Origin of the sequence: Nocardia asteroides (assembly GCF_021183625.1) — a bacterium.
Taxonomy (GTDB): Bacteria; Actinomycetota; Actinomycetes; order Mycobacteriales; family Mycobacteriaceae; genus Nocardia; species Nocardia asteroides_A.
The window spans coordinates 5,841,964-5,860,860 of sequence record NZ_CP089214.1 but is presented as its reverse complement, the minus strand read 5'-3'; the positions used below and the strand labels follow the sequence as shown (position 1 = coordinate 5,860,860).

17 protein-coding genes are annotated in these 18,897 nt (G+C 72.3%); 5 read left to right on the top strand and 12 right to left on the bottom strand.

Annotated elements, in window-relative coordinates:
• Window positions 1-14: 14 nt before the first annotated feature.
• Genes LTT61_RS27010 through LTT61_RS26990 form a run of 5 tightly spaced genes read right to left on the bottom strand, consistent with a single transcriptional unit; the run spans window position 15 to window position 5,266 of the window.
• A complete protein-coding gene (locus LTT61_RS27010; RefSeq protein WP_233016821.1) occupies window positions 15-1,244 on the bottom strand; it encodes an MFS transporter in 1,230 nt (409 codons plus the stop codon).
• A complete protein-coding gene (locus tag LTT61_RS27005; protein WP_233016820.1) occupies window positions 1,241-2,593 on the bottom strand; it encodes an LLM class flavin-dependent oxidoreductase in 1,353 nt (450 codons plus the stop codon). The genes LTT61_RS27010 and LTT61_RS27005 overlap by 4 nt, the downstream gene beginning before the upstream one ends.
• Window positions 2,590-3,336, bottom strand: coding sequence for an ABC transporter ATP-binding protein (locus tag LTT61_RS27000; RefSeq protein WP_233016819.1), 747 nt, complete (start codon window positions 3,334-3,336; stop codon window positions 2,590-2,592). The genes LTT61_RS27005 and LTT61_RS27000 overlap by 4 nt, the downstream gene beginning before the upstream one ends.
• The gene (locus LTT61_RS26995) at window positions 3,312-4,178 is read right to left on the bottom strand and encodes an ABC transporter permease (protein WP_233016818.1); all 867 of its coding nucleotides are present in this window, start codon (window positions 4,176-4,178) and stop codon (window positions 3,312-3,314) included. The genes LTT61_RS27000 and LTT61_RS26995 overlap by 25 nt, the downstream gene beginning before the upstream one ends.
• Window positions 4,178-5,266 carry an ABC transporter substrate-binding protein gene (locus tag LTT61_RS26990; RefSeq protein ID WP_233016817.1) on the bottom strand — a complete coding sequence of 363 codons (1,089 nt, stop codon included), beginning with the start codon at window positions 5,264-5,266 and terminating at the stop codon, window positions 4,178-4,180. The genes LTT61_RS26995 and LTT61_RS26990 overlap by 1 nt, the downstream gene beginning before the upstream one ends.
• 98 nt (window positions 5,267-5,364) lie before the next feature.
• Between LTT61_RS26990 and LTT61_RS26985 the strand changes: the two genes are divergently transcribed.
• Entirely contained in the window at window positions 5,365-5,829 is a 465-nt protein-coding gene (locus tag LTT61_RS26985) for a YfbM family protein (RefSeq protein WP_233016816.1), read from the top strand.
• Here the strand turns inward: LTT61_RS26985 and LTT61_RS26980 are convergent.
• On the bottom strand, window positions 5,817-6,968 hold the full coding sequence (locus LTT61_RS26980; protein WP_233021220.1) for an alpha/beta fold hydrolase: 1,152 nt from the start codon (window positions 6,966-6,968) through the stop codon (window positions 5,817-5,819). The two genes, LTT61_RS26985 and LTT61_RS26980, sit on opposite strands and share 13 nt — an antisense overlap.
• Before the next feature lie 147 nt (window positions 6,969-7,115).
• Complete coding sequence (locus LTT61_RS26975; protein WP_233016815.1) at window positions 7,116-7,592, bottom strand: SRPBCC domain-containing protein; 477 nt, start codon at window positions 7,590-7,592, stop codon at window positions 7,116-7,118.
• A gap of 54 nt (window positions 7,593-7,646) precedes the next feature.
• Between LTT61_RS26975 and LTT61_RS26970 the strand changes: the two genes are divergently transcribed.
• On the top strand, window positions 7,647-8,801 hold the full coding sequence (locus LTT61_RS26970; protein WP_233016814.1) for an acyl-CoA dehydrogenase family protein: 1,155 nt from the start codon (window positions 7,647-7,649) through the stop codon (window positions 8,799-8,801).
• A 33-nt stretch (window positions 8,802-8,834) separates the two neighbouring features.
• On the opposite strand, the gene bioD is transcribed toward LTT61_RS26970, so the two are convergent.
• The 3 genes from bioD to LTT61_RS26955 all read right to left on the bottom strand — a co-directional run bounded on the left by bioD (window position 8,835) and on the right by LTT61_RS26955 (window position 11,372).
• A complete protein-coding gene (bioD, locus tag LTT61_RS26965; RefSeq protein ID WP_233021219.1) occupies window positions 8,835-9,479 on the bottom strand; it encodes a dethiobiotin synthase in 645 nt (214 codons plus the stop codon).
• Window positions 9,480-9,679: 200 nt separating this feature from the next.
• Window positions 9,680-10,834, bottom strand: coding sequence for an 8-amino-7-oxononanoate synthase (locus LTT61_RS26960; RefSeq protein ID WP_233016813.1), 1,155 nt, complete (start codon window positions 10,832-10,834; stop codon window positions 9,680-9,682).
• A 79-nt stretch (window positions 10,835-10,913) separates the two neighbouring features.
• Entirely contained in the window at window positions 10,914-11,372 is a 459-nt protein-coding gene (locus LTT61_RS26955) for a MarR family winged helix-turn-helix transcriptional regulator (protein WP_233016812.1), read from the bottom strand.
• A gap of 73 nt (window positions 11,373-11,445) precedes the next feature.
• Between LTT61_RS26955 and LTT61_RS26950 the strand changes: the two genes are divergently transcribed.
• Complete coding sequence (locus LTT61_RS26950) at window positions 11,446-11,820, top strand: cupin domain-containing protein (RefSeq protein ID WP_233016811.1); 375 nt, start codon at window positions 11,446-11,448, stop codon at window positions 11,818-11,820.
• A gap of 6 nt (window positions 11,821-11,826) precedes the next feature.
• Here LTT61_RS26950 and LTT61_RS26945 read toward each other — a convergent pair whose 3' ends face one another.
• Together LTT61_RS26945 and LTT61_RS26940 are read right to left on the bottom strand one after the other, a co-directional pair.
• Window positions 11,827-12,264, bottom strand: a complete 438-nt coding sequence (locus tag LTT61_RS26945) for a hypothetical protein (RefSeq protein WP_233016810.1) — start codon at window positions 12,262-12,264, stop codon at window positions 11,827-11,829.
• A 666-nt stretch (window positions 12,265-12,930) separates the two neighbouring features.
• Window positions 12,931-14,202, bottom strand: a complete 1,272-nt coding sequence (locus LTT61_RS26940; protein ID WP_233016809.1) for an adenosylmethionine--8-amino-7-oxononanoate transaminase — start codon at window positions 14,200-14,202, stop codon at window positions 12,931-12,933.
• 97 nt (window positions 14,203-14,299) lie between these two features.
• Here LTT61_RS26940 and glgX point away from each other — a divergent pair, with 97 nt between their 5' ends.
• The gene (gene glgX, locus LTT61_RS26935; protein WP_233016808.1) at window positions 14,300-16,450 is read left to right on the top strand and encodes a glycogen debranching protein GlgX; all 2,151 of its coding nucleotides are present in this window, start codon (window positions 14,300-14,302) and stop codon (window positions 16,448-16,450) included.
• Window positions 16,451-16,463: 13 nt separating this feature from the next.
• Window positions 16,464-18,884, top strand: coding sequence for a malto-oligosyltrehalose synthase (gene treY / locus LTT61_RS26930; protein WP_233016807.1), 2,421 nt, complete (start codon window positions 16,464-16,466; stop codon window positions 18,882-18,884).
• The last annotated feature ends 13 nt before the right edge of the window (window positions 18,885-18,897 follow it).

Genomic DNA, 18,897 nt, shown 5'->3' with positions numbered 1-18,897 from the left:
ACCCGGCGCGCCGCTCACCGGGCTGAATCACGCAGCACTCCACCCGGCCCCGGGAACCACCGGTACATCGCGATTGCGCCCGCACCCGCCGCGGCGGCCAGAACGACCGCCGCTCCCCCGAGCATCGAGACGGCACCGATCACGCCGATGGTGATCGGCCCGGCGAACATGCCGAAATCGTGCGTCAACCGCCAGGCCCCGAGGAATTCGGCGCGCCGGTCCGGCGGGGCGATATCCGCGCCGACCGTCATGATGACCCCGTTGCTGAGCCCGTTGGCGAGCCCGAGCAGCATGGCGACGACACCGAGCCACGGCACCGACCCGGCGAACGGGAGTACGGCGTACCCGGCAGCGAAGCAGAGCATGGAGGGCACGCCGATGGCCCGACGCCCGAAGCGGTCCATCCAGAGCCCGGCCGGGTAGCTCATCAGGACGTCCACGGCGCCCGCGATGCCGAAGAGCAGCGCGACCACCGCGGCGTCGGCGCCGATGTGCGCGGCCCAGAGCGGGAGCAGCACCTGGCGGGAGGCGCGCGCGGCGCCCATGAGCAGCGCGCCGGAGCCGAGCGTGGTGAGCAGCCCGCGCTGCTCGCGCAGCACGGTGCCGAGCCCGGTGACGCCCTTGGCGGCGGCGCCGTCCTCCGGCTCCGGCATGACCGCGACCAGCCCCCCGGCCAGCACCACCGCGCCGAGCTGCACCCAGAGCGCGCCGACCGGTCCGGCGCCGTGCACGATGGCCGCGCCGAGGAACGGCCCGGCGAAGAACCCGAGCCGCATGCTCCCGGCGAAGACCGAGAGCACCCGGCCCCGGTCGGCCGCGGGCACCACCGCCACCACGTACGACTGCCGCGCCAGCCCCCACACCGCGGTGGCGGCGCCGGTGAGCAGCATGCCTGCGCCGAAGACCGCGATATTCGGCGCGAAGATGGCGGCCAGCATGCCGAGCGCGCCCGCCGCGGAGCCGAGCGCGATCGCGACCCGCTCGCCGAGCCGGGCCACGATCGACCCGGCGGGCAGATCCATCAGGATCATGCCGAACCCGGAGAGCGCGACGACCAGCCCCGCGAGCCCCGGCGAGGCGCCGAGTTCCAGGGCGCGCAGCGGGAACATGGGCGCGGCCGCGCCGTTGCCGAGGCCGTAGACGGCCGACGGCAGGAAGACCGGGAGGACGAGCGGCGCCAGCCGGGCCCGCGGTGGCGGGCCCGGCGTCGGACAGCCGGTGTCGGGTGCCGCCTCGGCGGTCACCCGGCCAGCGCCGCGCGGCGGGCGAACTGGCTCTCCGGGCGCGGCAGCCCGAAGTGGTCGCGCAGCGTGGTTCCGCTGTACTCGGTGCGGAAGAGCCCGCGGTGCTGCAGGATCGGCACCACCTGCTCGGCGAAGACCTCCAGCCCGCCCGGGTAGTACGGCGGCATGACGTTGAAGCCGTCGGCCGCGCCCTGGGTGAACCACTCCTCGATGGTGTCGGCCACCTGCTCCGGCGTTCCGGCGAAGACCCGGTGCCCGCGCGCGCCTGCCAGCCGGTGCAGCAGCCCGCGCACGGTCGGGCGCTCGCGCTGCACGATGCCCGCGATCACCTGCAGCCTGCTGCGGCTGTTGTCGGTGACGTCGCCCGCCTGCTCGAAGAGCGCGAGCGGCACCGGCTCGTCCAGCGGCAGGTGCCGCAGGCTGGTGCCGACCAGGTTCTCCAGCTGGTGCAGCCCGTACTCGGCCACGGTGAGCTCGTTGAACTCGCGCTCCAGCTGCTTGGCGCCCGCCTCGGTGTCGGCGATGAAGGGGCTCAGCCCGGGCAGGATCTTGACGTGCTCGGGGTTGCGCCCGAACTCGGCCGCCTGCCGCTTGATGTCGCGGTAGAAGGTCTGCCCGTCGCTCAGCTGCTGGTGCGCGGTGAAGATGGCCTCGGCGTACCGCCCGGCGAAGGCGCGGCCCTCGTTCGAGGCGCCCGCCTGCACCAGCACCGGGTGCCCCTGCGGGGTGCGCGGCGCGTTGAACGGCCCGCGCACCCTGATGTGCTCGCCCTCGAAGTCGATCCGGTGGATCCGCTCCGGGTCGGCGTAGATGCCCGCCGCCGGGTCGAGCACGATGGCGTCGTCCTCCCAGGAATCCCACAGCGCGACGACGGCGTCGACGAACTCGCGGGCGCGGGCGTACCGCTCCTCGTGGTCGGGGTGGCGGTCCAGCCCGAAGTTGGCGGCGGCCTGGTCGGTCGCGGTGGTGACGATGTTCCAGCCCGCGCGGCCACCGGAGATGTGGTCCAGCGTGGAGAAGAGCCGGGCCAGGTTGTAGGGCTCGTAGTAGGTGGTGGAGGCGGTCGCGATCAGCCCGAGATGGGTGGTGGCGGTGGCGATCGCGGTGAGCAGCGTGATCGGCTCGAGCCCGGAGGCGGCGTTGTGCTTGACGTTCACCCGCAGCGCCGGGCCGTCGGCGAAGAACACCGCGTCCAGCTTCGCGGCCTCGGCGGTGCGGCCGATCTCCTGGTAGTACTTCACGTCGTAGAGCCGGTCCGGGGAGCTGGCCGGGTGCCGCCAGGCCGCCTCGTGGTGCCCGGACGGGTAGATGAAGGCGTTCAGGCTGAGCTGACGGGGCGCGGTGCTCATGAGGCTCGTCTCTCGGTCGAATCGGGGGTCTCGACGCCGAGCGCGCCGAGCAGCCGCTCGCGCAGCCGGGCGAAACGCGGGTCGCCGTGGCGCCGCGGGCGTTCCAGGTCGACCGGCTCGTCGAGCGCGATCCGGCCCTCGTCCAGGACCAGCACCCGGTCGGCCAGCGCGACCGCCTCGTCCACGTCGTGCGTCACCAGCAGGACCGCGGGGCGGTGCTTGGCGCAGAGCGCCTCCAGCAGGGCGTGCATGCGGAGCCGGGTGAGCGCGTCCAGCGCACCGAACGGCTCGTCGGCCAGGAGCAACTCGGGCTCCCTGACCAGCGAGCGGGCCAGCGCGACGCGCTGCTGCTCGCCGCCGGAGAGCTCGCGCGGCCACGCCCGCTCCCGCCCGGCCAGCCCGACCTCGGCCAGCGCGGCGGTGCCGCGGGCCCTGGCGTCCGAGCCGGTCAGGCCGAGGATCACGTTGTCGAGCACCCGGCTCCACGGCAGCAGCCGCGAATCCTGGAACACCACGGCGCGTTCGGCCGGGACGGTGAGTTCGCCGCGCCCGGTGACCTCGCCGTCCAGCTCGGCCAGCGCGCGCAGCAGCGTGCTCTTGCCGGAGCCGCTGCGGCCGAGCAGCGCGACGAACTCGCCGCGCGCGATCTCCAGATCGATCCCGGTGAGGACATCCCGGTCGCCGAAGCTCCTGGTCAGCCCGCGGGTGCGGACCACGTTCAGTCCCCGAGTGTCTGTCGCCACGACAGCGCCCTCCTCTCGATGGTGCGCACGGCGATATCGCCGAACAGGCCGAGCAGGCCGTAGATCACCAGTCCGACCACGATCACGTCGATCTGGCCGTAGGTGCGGGCCTGGGTCATCAGGTAGCCGATGCCGCTGGTCGCGTTGACCTGCTCCACCACCACGAGGGCGAGCCAGGAGATGGTCACCGCGAGCCGCAGCCCGGTGAAGAAGCCGGGCAGCGAACCGGGCAGCGCGATCCGGCGGACGAAGGCCGAGCGGGAGAGCCCGACGGTCTCCGCGAGCTCGACGTGCCTGGCGTCGACGCTGCGCAGGTGCGCGTGCGTGTTGATGTAGACCGGGATGAGCACGCTGGTGGTGATCACCACCAGCTTCATCTCCTCGCCGATGCCGAACCACACGATGAAGAGCGGGATCAGCGCCAGCGTCGGGATCGAGCGCTTGATCTGCACCGGGCCGTCGACCACCGCCTCGCCGATCCGGCTCAGCCCGGAGATCAGCGCGAGCACCAGCCCGATCGAGACGCCGAGGACCAGCCCGATCACCGCGCGTTGCAGCGAGGTGAGCAGGTTGGACTGCAACCGGCCGTCGGCGATCAGGTCACCGGCGGTCTGCGCGACGGTCCAGGGGGCGGGCAGCGTCTCCGGGTCGATGGTGCCCGCGGCCGAGCCGAGCACCCAGACGGCGATCAGGATGGCCGGGCCGATCCCGATCCCGAACGGGATCGCCTTGCCCGGGCCGAGCCTGCGCTTGCGGGTGACCCGCCGCGCGTCCTGCGCCCGGCCGCCGGTGCGGCCGAACAGCCCGGCCGGGGCGCTGATTTTCCTGGTGATGGTGGCCATCAGCCGACCTCCGGTCCGAAGGAGGCGCCGGACTCGGTGACCGTCTGCGTGATCATGTCGTCGAAGCGCAGGTCGAAGCCGTCCGCCGCGCGCACCTTCCTGGGCAGCTGACCGGCGGCGTCGATGGCGTCGATGGTCTGCTGCTGCACGTCGACGACCTTCTGGTCCAGGTGCGGGAAGGTCCACTGGCCGAGCGAGTTCACGATGCGCTTCGCGTCCTCCGGGCTGACCTTCTGGTTCTCGACGTAGTAGCGCCGCTCCCACTCCTCGCCGTGGGTGTTGGCCCACTGGAAGGCGCGGATGAAGGCCGCGACGAGCGCGCGGGCCGCGCCCGCCTTGGCCGGGTCGTTCACCACGTCGCGGCGCGCGTAGAGGTAGGCGAGGCCGGGGTAGATGCCCGCGGTCTCGGAGTCAGGGACGAGGCTCGCGCCCTGGGTGCGCAGGAAGCGGGTGACGTTCGGCTCGATCAGCGGCGCCACGTCGACCTGGCCGGTGCGCACGGCGTCCAGGAACTCGGCCAGCTGCAGCCGGACCAGCTCGACGTCGCCGGTGTCGAGCCCGGCCTTGTCCAGCGCGCGGAGAACCGCGGCCTGCTGCGCGGTGCCCTCGGCGTAGGCGATCTTGCGGCCCTTCAGGTCGGCGAGCGTGCGCACCGGGACACCCGGCGCCACCGCGAGCTTCATGGACTGCGGGCTGGTGCGGTAGGAGGCGATGATCGGGACGTCCTGGCCCGCGGCGAGGGCGTGGATCGGCGGGACGTCGCCGACCGGCGCGATATCCGCGGCGCCCGCCCGGAAGGCCTCCAGGATGGCGGGGCCGCCGACGAAGTTGGCGAACTCCACCTGGAAGGGGAGTTTGTCCAGCTCGCCGGAGAAGCGCAGCGCCGACTGCAGCCGCTCGGACTGGTCGGCGATGACGAGCTTGGTGCCGGGCTGGATGTCGGTGGGCAGCGGGCCACTGGCCGCCGCGACCGGCTCGTCGCTCTTCGCACAACCGGCGGTGCCGAGGGTCGCGACGGTCGCCACGGCGAGCAGTGCGGCGGTCATGCGGCCGCGAAGGCCGGTGTGGAACAGACGGGTTCGAGACATGGTGCAGTAGTCAAGCAGCAGCGGCGAGCTGCGAGAACGGTTGTTTTCATCGCGATTGCAACTCGGTGGTGTCACCCCATCCCGCTACCGTGCGCGCTATGGGCATCATCATGTCGTTCGTCCGGGTGCGCCCGGATCAGGTCGAGGAGCTGGGGTTCGCCGGGGCGGACGAGGTCGGGGAGCTGGTGTTCGCGGCGGAGAACCCGGGCCCGAGCGGCTACCTGGACAAGGCGTGGAGCGGGCTCGCCTACCTGCTGCGGGCCGCGGAGAGCGGGGTCGAGCTGACCGACGCCGGGAATTCGCTGGCAGACGAGAACTACTCGGTCTGGCCCGTCGAGCTGGTGCGCGCCACCGACGAGCGGCTGCGCGCGCTCCCCTTCGACGCCCTGGCCGCGCACTACGACCCGGCCCTCTTCGACCGGGCGGAGATCTACCCCAACATCTGGCTGCGCGACGGCGGCGCCGAGGGGCTGCACTACCTGAACCACCACTACGGCGGGCTGAGCGAATTCTTCCGGCACGCCGCGAAGTACCGCAGCGCCGCCGTCGCTCACCTGGGCTGAGGCAGCGCGGCGCCGCCGCGCGCGGTCTGCTGGTACCGGGCCAGGAAGGGGAGCACCCGCTCGGTGAACATGGCCGCGTACGCCTCCGGCCGCTGCCTCGGGTTCGCGTGCCCGATCCGGCCGCTCACCACGAGCAGCGCGCCCTCGCGGGCACCCGCCTCCGCGGAGAGCGTCGCCTGGGTGCGGTCGACCAGCACGACGTGGTCGTCGGCCGGGTCGAGCGGGCGGAGCAGCACGATGGCGGGACGGGCGCGGCCGGGGCGCGGCTCGCGCAGCGCGCGCAGGTCGTTACCCGCGCCGCTGGCCACGATGGCGAGGAACTGCGCCTCGATCAGCCCGTTGCTGGCGGCGTCGGCGGAGAAGGTCTTCTGCCGCAGCACCTCGTCCAGCGCGGTGCCGAAGCGCGGCCAGTCCACGGTGGGCAGCGCGCCGTGGTGCGTGACGAAGCGGTCCCGGCGCGCGTACAGCTCGGCGGCGGTGCGCAGGGTGCGGCTCTCCCTGACCCCGGGCAGCCAGCCCATCCAGCGCACCAGGTCCTCGCCGCGGCCCCTGCTCTCCTGGCGCACCGAGTCCAGGTCGAGCGGGGTGCAGTCCAGGATCACCGAGAGCAGCCTGCGGTCGCTGCCGATGTGGATGTGCCTGGCCACCTCCAGCGCGATCACGCCGCCCATGCTGTGCCCGACCAGGATCACGTTCCGCAGCCCCGACATCCGCGCGGCGCGCACGATCAGCTCCGCGATGACCCTGGTGTCGATGCCGTTCTGGTCGTAGCGGACCGCCCACACCACGCCGAGCTCGCTCAGCGCGGGGAGCGCGGCGGCGGTGTCGGTGGCGTTGAGGTTGCCGAGGCCGACCAGGTCGACCACAACGGTGTCCCATGGCGCGCCGTCGGCGGGCGTGGCGACCGGGAGCAGCGCGGGTTCGGTGCGGGCGAGGCGGTCACGCTCCGGGGCGACGTCGTGCTGCCAGTACTGGGCGAACACGACGAATCCCGCGAGCAGTAGCGCGGTCACCCGCAGCAGGGCCGTTCGGGGGTTGCGCCACGACGTCCCGCGGTGCCCGGGGCTGGTCTCCCGCAGGCGGGCGCGACGTCGTGAATCGCTCCAATCCGAGACGGTGGACGGGTGCCGATTCTCCATCGGCGACACCCATCCCACTGTAAGCACGCCCCGGCGGGGGTGCCACGAAAAGCGGGGCGGACGGTCGGGTCGGGGGCGGTGGCCGGGCAGGTGCGGGCGCCCGTCGGGTGATCTCGCCGGACGGGTGCCGCACGACGGGCACCCGGGCTACGACCGGGCGGCGCCACCCTCGGCGAGTGCCGCGAGTTTGCCGAGCGAGAGCCGCCAGCCCAGTTCGTTGTCCTCCGGCGCGACGCCCGGCGGCACCCCGTCGTGCAGCGCGACCAGGTCGGTGCCGCCGTCGTCGGTGTCGGCGAGGGTGAACACGATCCGCATCTCGCCGCGGATCTCCGGGTCGTCGGTGTCGAACTCGACCACCTGGACGACCTGCTCGTCCGGCACCAGCGCGACGAACCGGCCGCGGTAGGAGTCGGTGCGGGCGTCGGTCTTGCCGGTGGTGGCGTCCGGGTCGTCGTAGGTGAGCGCGATGTGCACCGCGCCGCCCTCGCGCGGCTCGAAGGTCAGCACCTCGCTGCTCATGCCGTCCGGGACCATCCAGGTGGCGACCGCGCCGGCGTCGAGCAGCAGCCGGTAGACGGCGCCGCGCGGGGCCGCGATGTGCCTGCCGATGCGGGTCGATGTCACGGGCCGACGATACTGGAAGGCGGACCAGAGTTCTCCGGCAACGAAGGATCGGCAATGGCGCTCCCCCCACCCACCGTGTACGGCGCGGACCACGAGGCGTTCCGGGACAGTGTCCGGCAGTTCGTCGAGCGCTCGGTGCGCCCGCACCTGGAGGAGCACATCGAGCAGAAGGCGCTGCCGAGGCAGTTCTGGCTGGACGCGGGGAGCCAGGGGCTGCTCGGCCTCGAGGTGCCGGAGGAGTACGGCGGCGGCGCGGCGGGCGACTACCGGTTCAACGCGATCCTGCTGGAGGAGTTCGCGAAGGTGAACGCCTCGCTCGCCTCCTGCATGGGCATCCACGCCGACATCGTGCCGCCCTACCTGACCACGCTGGCCACCGAGGAGCAGCGCAAACGCTGGCTGCCGGGCATGGTGAGCGGCGAGCTCCTCACCGCCATCGCCATGACCGAGCCCTCCGGCGGCTCCGACCTGGCCGCCCTGAAGACCACCGCCGTGCGCGACGGCGCCGACTGGGTGCTCGACGGCTCCAAGACCTTCATCACCAACGGCTACTCCGCCGACCTGATCATCGTCGCGGCGCGGACCAGCCCGGAGAAGAAGGCCCGCGGCATCACGCTCTTCGCCGTCGAGGCGGACCGGCCCGGCTTCTCCCGCGGCCGCAAGCTGGACAAGGTGGGACAGCCCGAATCCGACACCGCCGAGCTCTTCTTCGACGGGGTCCGGGTGAGCGATGCCGAGGTGGTCGGCGAGGTCGACGGCGGCTTCATCCACATGATGCGGAACCTGCCGCATGAGCGGCTCGGCTGCTCGGTCTCGAACCTCGCGCACGCGGAGCAGATCCTGGCCGAGACGGTCGAGTACGTGCAGGAGCGCAAGGCGTTCGGGCAGCAGATCGGGTCGTTCCAGCACAACAAGTTCCTGCTCGCGGAGCTGGCGACGAAGATCGACGTGACGCGGGCGTTCGTCGAGCGCTACGTCGCCGCGCACGCGGAGGGCGCGCTCTCGGCGACGGATGCCGCGAAGGCGAAGTGGTGGACGTCGGAGATCCAGAACGAGGTCCTCGACCACTGCGTGCAGCTGTACGGCGGGTACGGGTACATGAACGAGTACCGGGTGGCGCGGGCCTGGCGGGATGCTCGGGTGACCAAGATCTGGGCGGGGACGAACGAGATCATGAAGGAGCTGATCGGGCGGGAGCTGGGGTTGTAGGGGTTCGGTCGCCTGCGGCAGGCGGGCGGCCGCTCAGCCGAACCAGCCGGCTGCGGCCGCGGTGAAGCGGGCGCGGTCCCAGTTTCCCGCTCCGGCGGGAACGGCGCCGACGAGCCCCGCCTCGGTGACGCGGGGCAGGTCGTGACGATTGCACCGCGCCGCGAGATCCGGCTGCTCCGGCCAGGATCCGATCACCAGCCCGGCGCAGGGGACGTTCGCCGCGCGCAACGTGCGCACGGTGAGTTCACTGTGGTTGAGGGTGCCGAGGCCGGCCGCGGCGACGACCAGTACCGGTGCGTCGAGCCGGAGCGCCAGGTCGAGCAGGGTGAAGTCGCCGAGCCGGACCAGCAGTCCGCCCGCGCCCTCGACCAGGACCAGGTCGGCGTCGAGTTCTCCGACGGCGGCGGCGGTTTCGCCGAGGGTGAGCAGGGGTGCGCCGCAGCGGCGAGCGGCGGTGTCGGGGGCGAGCGGGTCGGGGTAGCGGGCCAGCTCGAGGGTTCGGGTGGCACCGCTGAGCCGGGTGATCTCGGCCAGGTCGCCGGGTTCGCCCGCCGTGACGCCGGTCTGCGCGGGTTTGCAGACCGCGACGGTGCGTCCCGCCGCCAGCGCCGCTGCCGCCAGCGCGGCGGTGACTACGGTCTTGCCGACCTCGGTGGAGGTGCCGGTGACCAGCAGAATCCCGTTGTGCGCGTACGGTGCCCGGCTCCGGTTCGCCGGTTCCTGCGCGGCGCGCCTGTCAACCGCCCGGGCGGCGCCCTCCGACTCGAGGCTCGGGGTGGTCTCCGCCCCGGCAGCCCGCACGATCTTCGTCGGCCCGGCACCCGGCTCGCGGGTGCTCGCCTCGGTCTCTCCGGCGCGCCGCACCGGCTCCGCGCCACTCACGCGGGCACCTCTTCCCGCGGTCGCCGCGCTGCCAGCACGTCCGCGAGCACCTCGCGAATCACGCCCAGCTCGGCGTCGGTGAGATCGGCCCGCGCGGTGAGCCGCAACCGCGAGGTGCCCTCCGGCACCGTCGGCGGCCGGAAGCACCCGACATCCAGCCCGCGCTCCCGGCAGGCCAGCGCTGCTTCGTACGCCACCGATGCCTCCCCGAGCACCACCGACACGACGGCCGACGGCGGCTCCGGCACCCCGGCGATCCGCGCGATCTCCCCCGCCCGTTCCAGCACCGCGGCGGCCCGCTCCGGCTCGCGGCGCAGCACGCCGAGCGCCGCCCGCGCCGCGCCGACGGCGGTCGGGGCGAGCCCGGTGTCGAAAATGAAGGTCCGCGCGGCATCGACCAGGTGGTCCCGCACCCGCCGGGGCCCGAGGACCGCCCCGCCCTGCGCCCCGAGTGCCTTGGAGAGCGTCGCGGTGACGATCAGATCCGGCTCCCCGGCCAGCCCCGCCTCGTGCACCAGCCCGCGCCCGCCGCGCCCCCGCACCCCGAGCCCGTGCGCCTCGTCCACCACCAGCACCGCCCCCGCGGCCCTGGTCACCCGGTGCAGCGCGGCGAGCGGTGCGAGATCGCCGTCCGCGCTGAACACCGAATCGGTGACCACGAGCGCCCGGCGCTCGGTGCGCGCCGCCAGGATTCGCGCCACCGCGTCCACATCCCCGTGCGGCGCGACCGCGACCCGGGCCCGGGAGAGCCGGCAGGCGTCGACCAGCGAGGCGTGGCTCGCCGCGTCCGAGACCACCAGCGCGTCCCGCCCGGCGAGCGCCGTCACCACCCCGAGGTTCGCGGCGTACCCGGAGGCGAAGACCAGCCCGCTCTCCACCCCGGTGAATCCCGCGAGCTCGCGCTCCAGCGCGATGTGCTCGTCGGTGGTCCCGGTGACCAGCCGCGACCCGGTCGACCCCGCTCCCCAGCGCCGCACCGCCGCGACCGCGCCCGCGATCACCTCGGGGTGCCGGGTGAGCCCCAGGTAGTCGTTGGAGGCCAGGTCGATGGCCGCGGCCCGCGCGGCGCGCGGCCGCAGCTCCCGGCGCAACCCGGCGGCGACCCGCTCGGAGGCACGGTCGTCCAGCCAGCTCAGCGGATCGGTATTCACAGCTCGGGAGCATACTTGAACGCCGTTCAAGGCGCGCTCGGGGGAAACCGGGGCGAGCAGACGCCCGCCGCCCGGCTGTTCAGCGGGCGAACCACCCCGGCACGTCGAGCCGGAACAGCTCGCCGGGCGCGAGCACCCGTAGGTCCCGCTCCAGCTCACCGATCCGCCCCGCTCCCAGCTCTCGCGCCCACTCCCGCCGCACCCGGTCGAACACCGCCTCGGACCGGGCGAGCACCTCGTCCGCCCGCGCCGTCAACCGGTACACCTTGCGCCGCGCGTCCGCCGGATCGTCCTCCCGCCGCAGATACCCGAGCCGCTCCAGCGCCTCCGCCTGCTTCCCCGCCGCCTGCTTGGAGATCCCGAGCACCCGCCCCAGCTCCGCCGCCGTACACCCCTCGGTCCGCAGCACCGCCTGGAACAGGAAGCCGTGCATGGGCCGGATCTCCGGGTGCCCGTGCGCGGCCAGCTCCGCGTGCACCTCGTCCACGGCCGAGCGGAAGGCGAGCAGCATGCGCAGCGGCAGCTCGAAGGAGTTCACCTTGACAGGATAGACAACATGGTTGACCATTGCCCAACAAGACAACCACATTGACTACCTGCAGGAGCACCCGATGCCCGTCATCACCCGCGACCAGGCCCGCCACACCGAAACCCCGGCGGGCGCCATGACCACCCTCGCCTCCCCCACCCTCGGCAACGCCGCCTCCGCGCTCTGGCGCGTCCGCATGGCCCCGCACGCCGCCGGCCCCGAGCACCGCATCGACGTCGAGCAGATCTGGACCGTCCTCGACGGCGGCGCGGAGATCACCCTCGGCACCGAGAAGGTGACGCTCGCCCCCGGCGACACCGCCGTCCTCCCGGCCGACGTCCCGCGACAGATCACGGCGGGGGCGTGGGGGCTCACGGCCGTGGCGACGGCTCCGGCCGGCGCGCAGGCCTACCGCGCGGGCGAGACGCAGGGCATCGTCCCGCCCTGGACCGCGTGAGACGGATCAGCAGGCGGTGAGATGCAGCGCGTACGCCTGCTCGGCGAACTCCGCCAGTGGCTCCATCGTCGCCTCCGCGGCGTTCCACAGCATCTCCGTGAACGCCTCCTCGTCCGCGTAGGGCACGACGCGGAAGGGCGCCACCTTCGGGCGCGTGCCCTCGGTGATCGACCAGACCACGGCATTGGGGTCGGTCAGGGTCTCCCGGACCGGCTCCAGCAGCCCGGCATCCGCGCCGGAGTGCTCGAAGACCACTTGGGCCTCGTGATCGGTGAGGTGCACGAATGCCCCGAGCGAGGCGCCGGCGTGGTCCTCGAACATCCACCACAGCAGCGCACCGCTCGGGATGGGGAACAGCAGAATGTTCGCGACGCCGTCCCACTCGCCGAGCACGGTAGGCGCGCGGAGCGGCACTTCCCGCAGCCACGTGTACGTTTCTCTCACTTCGGATCACCTCCGATCCCGATAGCCAACGCTCTCAGTTTGGCACGACCGCTGTCGTACCACCACGACTTGTTCACCGAGAGATCGCCACGATCCGGCTTTTCGACACCACCCCAGACGCTGACGTGGACCCCGCGACCCGGACTCCGTACGACCACGTATCCCGCGGAGCGAAGGTCCCCGACCCGGAACCAGCGGACCCGTTCCAGTTCCCTGATCCGCTTCGGCGGGGTCAGACCGCGAACAATAATTCCGATCTCGTCCGGAGAGAGCTGTCCCATCTGCATCGAGATCTCGAATTCGGCAGGAAGCCGATTGTCGAATCGAGGCATCTCCCGGAACTCGTACTGGCCTGTTCGGCGATGCACGCGGCCGTACTGGCTGAGGACCTGATGCTCGGCGAGAGGCGCATCCGGCAGGAGGGGTGGTTGCGGCTCGTTCCACCGCGGCGGGGTGCCGATCCTGGGTGGCGACGGCAATGGTCCGGCTACTCCAATCTTGTCGAACTACGCAGAGAACCAGCAAGGGCCGACCGCGAGCGTCGGCTGTGCGGTGAAGCGGCGGAGCAATGGAGCTCGCGCAGTCCGTGCAACTCCGGAACACCGGAGGCAGATCCGGCGAACCGTACTGCACACGAAATCAACTGCCGGGAAGCATGTTACAGATTCACGGCAGGGACGCCCGCACCGCCGCGCCGATCCCCCGCGCGATCGCCGCCACCTCCTCCGGAGCACTGATGAACGGCGGCATCGTGTAAACCAGGTTCCGGAACGGCCGCAGCCAAACCCCCTCGCGCACAGCGGCATCGGTGGCGGCGGCCATATCCACCGGACGTTCCAGCTCCACCACCCCGATGGCCCCGAGCACCCGCACATCCACCACCCCCGGCAGCGACGCCAGCGGCGCGAGCCCGGCCAGCAACCCGGCGGAGATCGCGGAGACCTCGCCCGCCCAATCCCGGGAGAGCAGCAACTCCACCGACGCGACGGCGACGGCACAGGCCAGCGGGTTCCCCATGAACGTCGGCCCGTGCATGAGCCCACCGTGCGCGGCACTCACCGTCTCGGCGATCCGCGTGGTGCACAGGGCGGCGGCGAGGGTGAGGTACCCGCCGGTCAGCGCTTTGCCGAGGCACAGCACATCCGGCGCGACCCCCGCCCGGTCGGCGGCGAAGAGCGTCCCGGTGCGCCCGAAGCCGGTGGCGATCTCGTCGAAGATCAGCAGCACCCCGTGGTGGTCGCAGAGCGCGCGCAGGTCGCTCAGGTAGCGGGGATGGTGCCAGCGCATGCCGCCCGCGCCCTGGACGACGGGCTCCACGATGACAGCGGCGAGTTCGTGAGCGTGCGCGCCGAGCGCCCGGTCCAGCGCGGCCACGTACGCCGGGTCGTACTCGCGCGGCGGCGGCCCGACGAACACCTGCGCGGCCAGCACGTCGGTCCACAGCGAGTGCATCCCGCCGTCCGGGTCGCAGACGCTCATGGGGGTGAAGGTGTCGCCGTGGTACCCCCCGCGCCAGGTGAGCAGGCGCCGCTTCTCCTGGCGGCCGACGGCCCGCCAGTACTGCAGGCACATCTTCACCGCGACCTCCACCGACACCGACCCGGAGTCGCAGAGGAACACCTTCTCCAGCCCGGCCGGCGTCAGCGAAACCAGCAGCTCGGCCAGGCGAACGGCCGGTTCGTTGGTGAGGCCGCCGAACATGACGTGGCTCATCTTCCCGGCCTGCGCCAGCAGCGCGGCGTCCAGCACCGGATGCCGGTACCCGTGGATGGCGGCCCACCACGAACTCATGCCGTCGACCAGCTCGCGCCCGTCGCCGAGCCGCAGCCGCACCCCGGACGCCGACGCCACCGGCAGCGGCTCGGTACTCGCCGGAAAGCCACCGTAGGGATGCCAGACGTGGGCGGCGTCGAGCGTGATCAGCCGGTCGAGGTCCATAGCGGCACGGTACCTTGAACGCTGTTCAAGTCCGCGGCCCCTGTGATGGTCACGACCTGGCATCCCGGACCCGCCCGGTGCCACTACTGTCGGTGCCATGCTCGACTCAGCGCCGGCCGGCGACAGTCCCCCCGCTCCCGCCCTGGCCGAGGTGGCGCCGCTGGGGGTGTGGCCGGGCACGGCGTACCCGCTCGGCGCCACCTACGACGGCGCCGGGGTGAATTTCTCGGTCTTCTCCGAGGTCGCGGAGCGGGTCGAGCTGTGCCTGATCAACCGGGACGGGCTGGAGACCCGGCTTCCGCTGGACGAGGTCGACGGCTACGTCTGGCACACCTACCTGCCCGGCCTCGGCCCGGGCCAGCGCTACGGCTACCGGGTGCACGGCCCGTGGGATCCCGAGCGCGGCCTGCGCTGCGACGCGAGCAAACTGCTGCTCGACCCGTACGGCAAAGCGTTCGACGGCGAGTTCGACGGCGACCCCTCGCTGCACACGCACGGCCTCGACTCGCTCGGCCACACCATGACCTGCGTCGTGATCAACCCCTTCTTCGACTGGGGCAACGACCGCGCCCCGAAGACCCCGTACCACGAGACGGTGCTGTACGAGGCACACGTCAAGGGCATGACCATGACGCACCCGGCGGTGCCGGAGGAGCTGCGCGGCACCTACGCCGGCATCGCGCACCCGGCCGTCATCGAGCACCTGAAGAGCCTCGGCGTGACCGCGATCGAGCTCATGCCGGTACACCAGTTCCTGCAGGACACCGTGCTGCTGGACCAGGGGCTGCGCAACTACTGGGGGTACAACAGCTTCGGCTACCTGGCCCCGCACGCCGACTACGCCGCCATGCCGCGCGCGGGCGCCGCCGTCACCGAGTTCAAGGCGATGGTGCGGGCGCTGCACGAGGAGGGCATCGAGGTGATCCTCGACGTGGTCTACAACCACACCGCCGAGGGCAACCACAGGGGCCCGACCATCGCCTTCCGCGGCATCGACAACGCCGCCTACTACCGGCTGGTCGACGAGGACCCGTCGAAGTACATGGACTACACCGGCACCGGCAACAGCCTGAACGTCCGGCACCCGCACACCCTGCAGTTGATCATGGACTCGCTGCGCTACTGGGTGCTGGAGATGCACGTGGACGGCTTCCGCTTCGACCTGGCCGCCACCCTGGCCAGGGAGCTGCACGATGTCGACCGGCTCTCCACCTTCTTCGACCTGGTGCAGCAGGACCCGGTGGTGAGCCAGGTGAAGCTGATCGCCGAGCCGTGGGACGTCGGCGAGGGCGGCTACCAGGTGGGCAACTTCCCCGGGCTCTGGACCGAGTGGAACGGCAAGTACCGCGACACCGTGCGCGACTACTGGCGCGGCGAGCCCGCCACGCTCGGCGAGTTCGCCTCCCGGCTCACCGGCTCGTCGGATCTCTACGAGGCCACCGGCCGCAGGCCGAGCGCGAGCATCAACTTCATCACCGCGCACGACGGCTTCACGCTGAACGACCTGGTCTCCTACAACGAGAAGCACAACGAGGCGAACGGCGAGGGCAACCGCGACGGGGAGAGCCACAACCGCTCCTGGAACTGCGGCGTCGAGGGGCCGACCGATGACCCCGAGATTCTCGCGCTGCGGGCCAGGCAGCGGCGCAATCTGCTGGCCACCCTGGTCCTCAGCCAGGGCACCCCGATGCTGGCGCACGGCGACGAGATGGGCCGCACCCAGCACGGCAACAACAATGTCTACTGCCAGGACTCCGAGCTCTCCTGGATGGACTGGTCGCTGGCGGAGACCAATGCCGAGCTGCTCGATTTCACCCGGCGGGTGATCGCGCTGCGCACCGAGCACCCGATCTTCCGGCGCCGCCGGTTCCTGGCCGGGCGCCCGATCCGCAACAGGGACGACGCCCGCGACATCGCCTGGCTCACCCCGGCGGGCGAGGAGATGACCCCGGCGGACTGGGACAGCGGTTTCGGCAAGTCGCTCTCGGTGTATCTCAACGGTGCGGGCATCCCGGAGCCGGGGCCGCGCGGCGAGCGGATCACCGACGATTCGTTCCTGCTCTGCTTCAACGCACACGATGAAGAGATCGAATTCGCCCTGCCCGGCCCGGACTACGGGCTGGGCTGGAGCGTGGTGCTCGACTGCTCCACGCCCACCGGTGAGTCGGCGGCCGTCCTCGAGGCGGGCGACGCCCTCGCCGTCCCCGCTCGCTGCCTGCTCGTCCTGCGCCACACCGACCCCTCCTGAGGCACCGACGCTCATGACCGAGTCCGCGACGCACACCACCGACCCCACCCCGCGCCGCCGGGAACCCGCCCGGCGGCCGGTGCGCAGCACCTACCGGCTGCAACTCCGGCCGGACGCGCTGACCTTCGCCGACGCCAGGTCCATCGCGGAGTACCTGCAGCAGCTGGGGATCTCGCACCTCTACCTCTCGCCCATCCTGACCGCGGTGCGCGGCTCGACGCACGGCTACGACGTCACCGACCCGACCACGGTCTCGGCGGCGCTCGGCGGCCCGGCCGGGCTCAAGGCGCTCGCCGACGAGGTGCGCACCAGGGGCATGGGGCTGATCGTCGACCTGGTGCCGAACCACGTCGGGGTCGGCGACCCGAGGCAGAACAAGTGGTGGTGGGACGTGCTGCGGCACGGGAAGGAGTCGCAGTACGCGCACTGGTTCGACATCGACTGGAGCCAGGGCAACGGCGCGGGCGGGCGGCTCGCGCTCCCCGTCCTGCAGGGCGAGAACGACCCGGCCGCGCTCGGCGTCGACCGCTCCGGCCCGGAGCCGATGCTCAGCCTGCACGACATGCGGTTCCCGATCGCGCCCGGCACCGACGGCGACAACGCGCTGCGCATCCACGACAAGCAGCACTACCGGCTGGTGAGCTGGAAGTCCGGGGTCTGCACCTACCGGCGGTTCTTCGCGGTCAGCGAGCTGGCCGCGGTGCGGCAGGAGGATCCTGAGGTCTTCGAGGCCACGCACCGGGAGCTGGCGGCGTGGTGCGAGCACGACCTGATCGACGGCGTGCGGATCGACCACCCGGACGGCCTCGCCGACCCGATCGGCTACCTGCACCGGCTGCGGAAACTGCTCGGCCCGGACCGGCTGCTGCTGATCGAGAAGATCCTGGCGAACCGGGAGCCGCTGGACCCGACGCTGCCGATCGACGGCACCACCGGCTACGACGCCCTCGCCGACCTGGGCGGGGTGCTCATCGACCCGGCGGGCGAGCCCGCGCTCACCGAGCTCTCCCGCCGCTTCACCGGGCACGGCAGCGACCGCTCCTGGATCGGCGAGACCGAGCACCGGATCAAGCGCGCGGTGGCCGAGACCATCCTCTCCCCCGAGGTGCGCAGGCTGGTCGCCGCGATCAAGCACGACGCCGACGCGCCGGGCTTCGACACCATGGCGCTGACCAACGCCACCATCGAGGTGCTCGCCTTCATGCCGGTCTACCGGGCCGACTACAGCCCGCTGGCCGGGATGACCGGCGCCGTCGTCGCGGAGGTGGAGCGGCGCAATGCCGAGCTCACCGCGCCGCTCCAGGTGCTGGTCACCGCGCTGGCCAGGGACGGAGAGGCGCAGATCCGGTTCGACCAGGTGTGCGGGGCGATGACCGCGAAGGCGGTGGAGGACGCCATGTTCTACCGCGCGGTGCGGCTGATCTCGCTGCAGGAGGTGGGCGGCAGCCCGGCGCGGTTCGCCCGCTCGGTGAACGAGTTCCACCTGGCCAACAGCGAGCGGGCCACGCGCTGGCCCTCCTCGATGACCACGCTCTCCACCCACGACACCAAGCGCGGCGAGGACGTCAGGGCCCGGATCGGGGTGCTCTCGCAGGTCGGCAACACCTGGGCGCGCCGGGTGCGGGCCTGGCAGGAGGCGACCCCGAGCCCGGACGGCGCGACCGCGCTCTTCCTGCTGCAGAACATGTTCGGGGTCTGGCCTGCGGACGGCCGCCCGGCCTCGTCGGTGCCCGGGCTGCGCGAGCGCATCCACCAGTACGCGGAGAAGGCGATCCGGGAGGCGGGCACCCGCACCTCGTGGGAGGACCCGGACACCGAGTTCGAGACGGCGGTGCACCGCTGGCTGGACGCGGTGATCGACGGGCCGGTCGGCTCCGGGCTGAACGACCTGGTGCACGAGCTGGCCCCGCACGCCTGGTCGGACGCGCTGGCGCAGAAGCTGCTGCAGCTCTGCGGCCCCGGCGTCCCCGACATCTACCAGGGCTGCGAGCTCTGGGAGGACTCGCTGGTCGACCCGGACAACCGGCGTCCGGTCGATTTCATGGTGCGCGCCGGGATGCTGCAGATGCTGGAGACCACCCCGCCGCTCGACCCCACCGGCGCGGCCAAGATGTGGGTGGTCGCCTACGCGCTGTGGCTGCGCCGGGAGCGCCCGGAGTGCTTTGTCGGCGGCAGCTACCTGCCGATGCACGCCATCGGCGAGCAGGCCGGGCACCTCATCTGCTACGGCCGCGGCAAGCCGGGGAGGCTGCCCGAGGTGCTGGTCGCCGCCACCAGGCACAGCGTGAAGCTGAAGGAGACCGGCTGGGCGGACACGGTGCTCGACCTGCCGCCCGGGGTCTGGACCGACCGGCTCACCGGCGAGACCTTCCAGGGGCGGGCCCACCTCGAGAAGATCTTCGACCGGTTGCCGGTGGCGCTACTGGTGCGCTGAGGCCCGGCGCAGC

Excerpts from the sequence above, each read along its gene's own strand:
- LTT61_RS26985 (WP_233016816.1), top strand. The coding sequence starts at position 5,365 with ATGGGCATCATCATGTCGTTCGTCCGGGTGCGCCCGGATCAGGTCGAG.
- LTT61_RS27005 (WP_233016820.1), bottom strand. The coding sequence starts at position 2,593 with ATGAGCACCGCGCCCCGTCAGCTCAGCCTGAACGCCTTCATCTACCCG.
- treY (WP_233016807.1), top strand. The coding sequence starts at position 16,464 with ATGACCGAGTCCGCGACGCACACCACCGACCCCACCCCGCGCCGCCGG.
- LTT61_RS26995 (WP_233016818.1), bottom strand. The coding sequence starts at position 4,178 with ATGGCCACCATCACCAGGAAAATCAGCGCCCCGGCCGGGCTGTTCGGC.
- LTT61_RS26970 (WP_233016814.1), top strand. The coding sequence starts at position 7,647 with ATGGCGCTCCCCCCACCCACCGTGTACGGCGCGGACCACGAGGCGTTC.
- LTT61_RS26980 (WP_233021220.1), bottom strand. The coding sequence starts at position 6,968 with ATGGAGAATCGGCACCCGTCCACCGTCTCGGATTGGAGCGATTCACGA.
- LTT61_RS26950 (WP_233016811.1), top strand. The coding sequence starts at position 11,446 with ATGCCCGTCATCACCCGCGACCAGGCCCGCCACACCGAAACCCCGGCG.
- LTT61_RS26940 (WP_233016809.1), bottom strand. The coding sequence starts at position 14,202 with ATGGACCTCGACCGGCTGATCACGCTCGACGCCGCCCACGTCTGGCAT.
- glgX (WP_233016808.1), top strand. The coding sequence starts at position 14,300 with ATGCTCGACTCAGCGCCGGCCGGCGACAGTCCCCCCGCTCCCGCCCTG.
- LTT61_RS26990 (WP_233016817.1), bottom strand. The coding sequence starts at position 5,266 with ATGTCTCGAACCCGTCTGTTCCACACCGGCCTTCGCGGCCGCATGACC.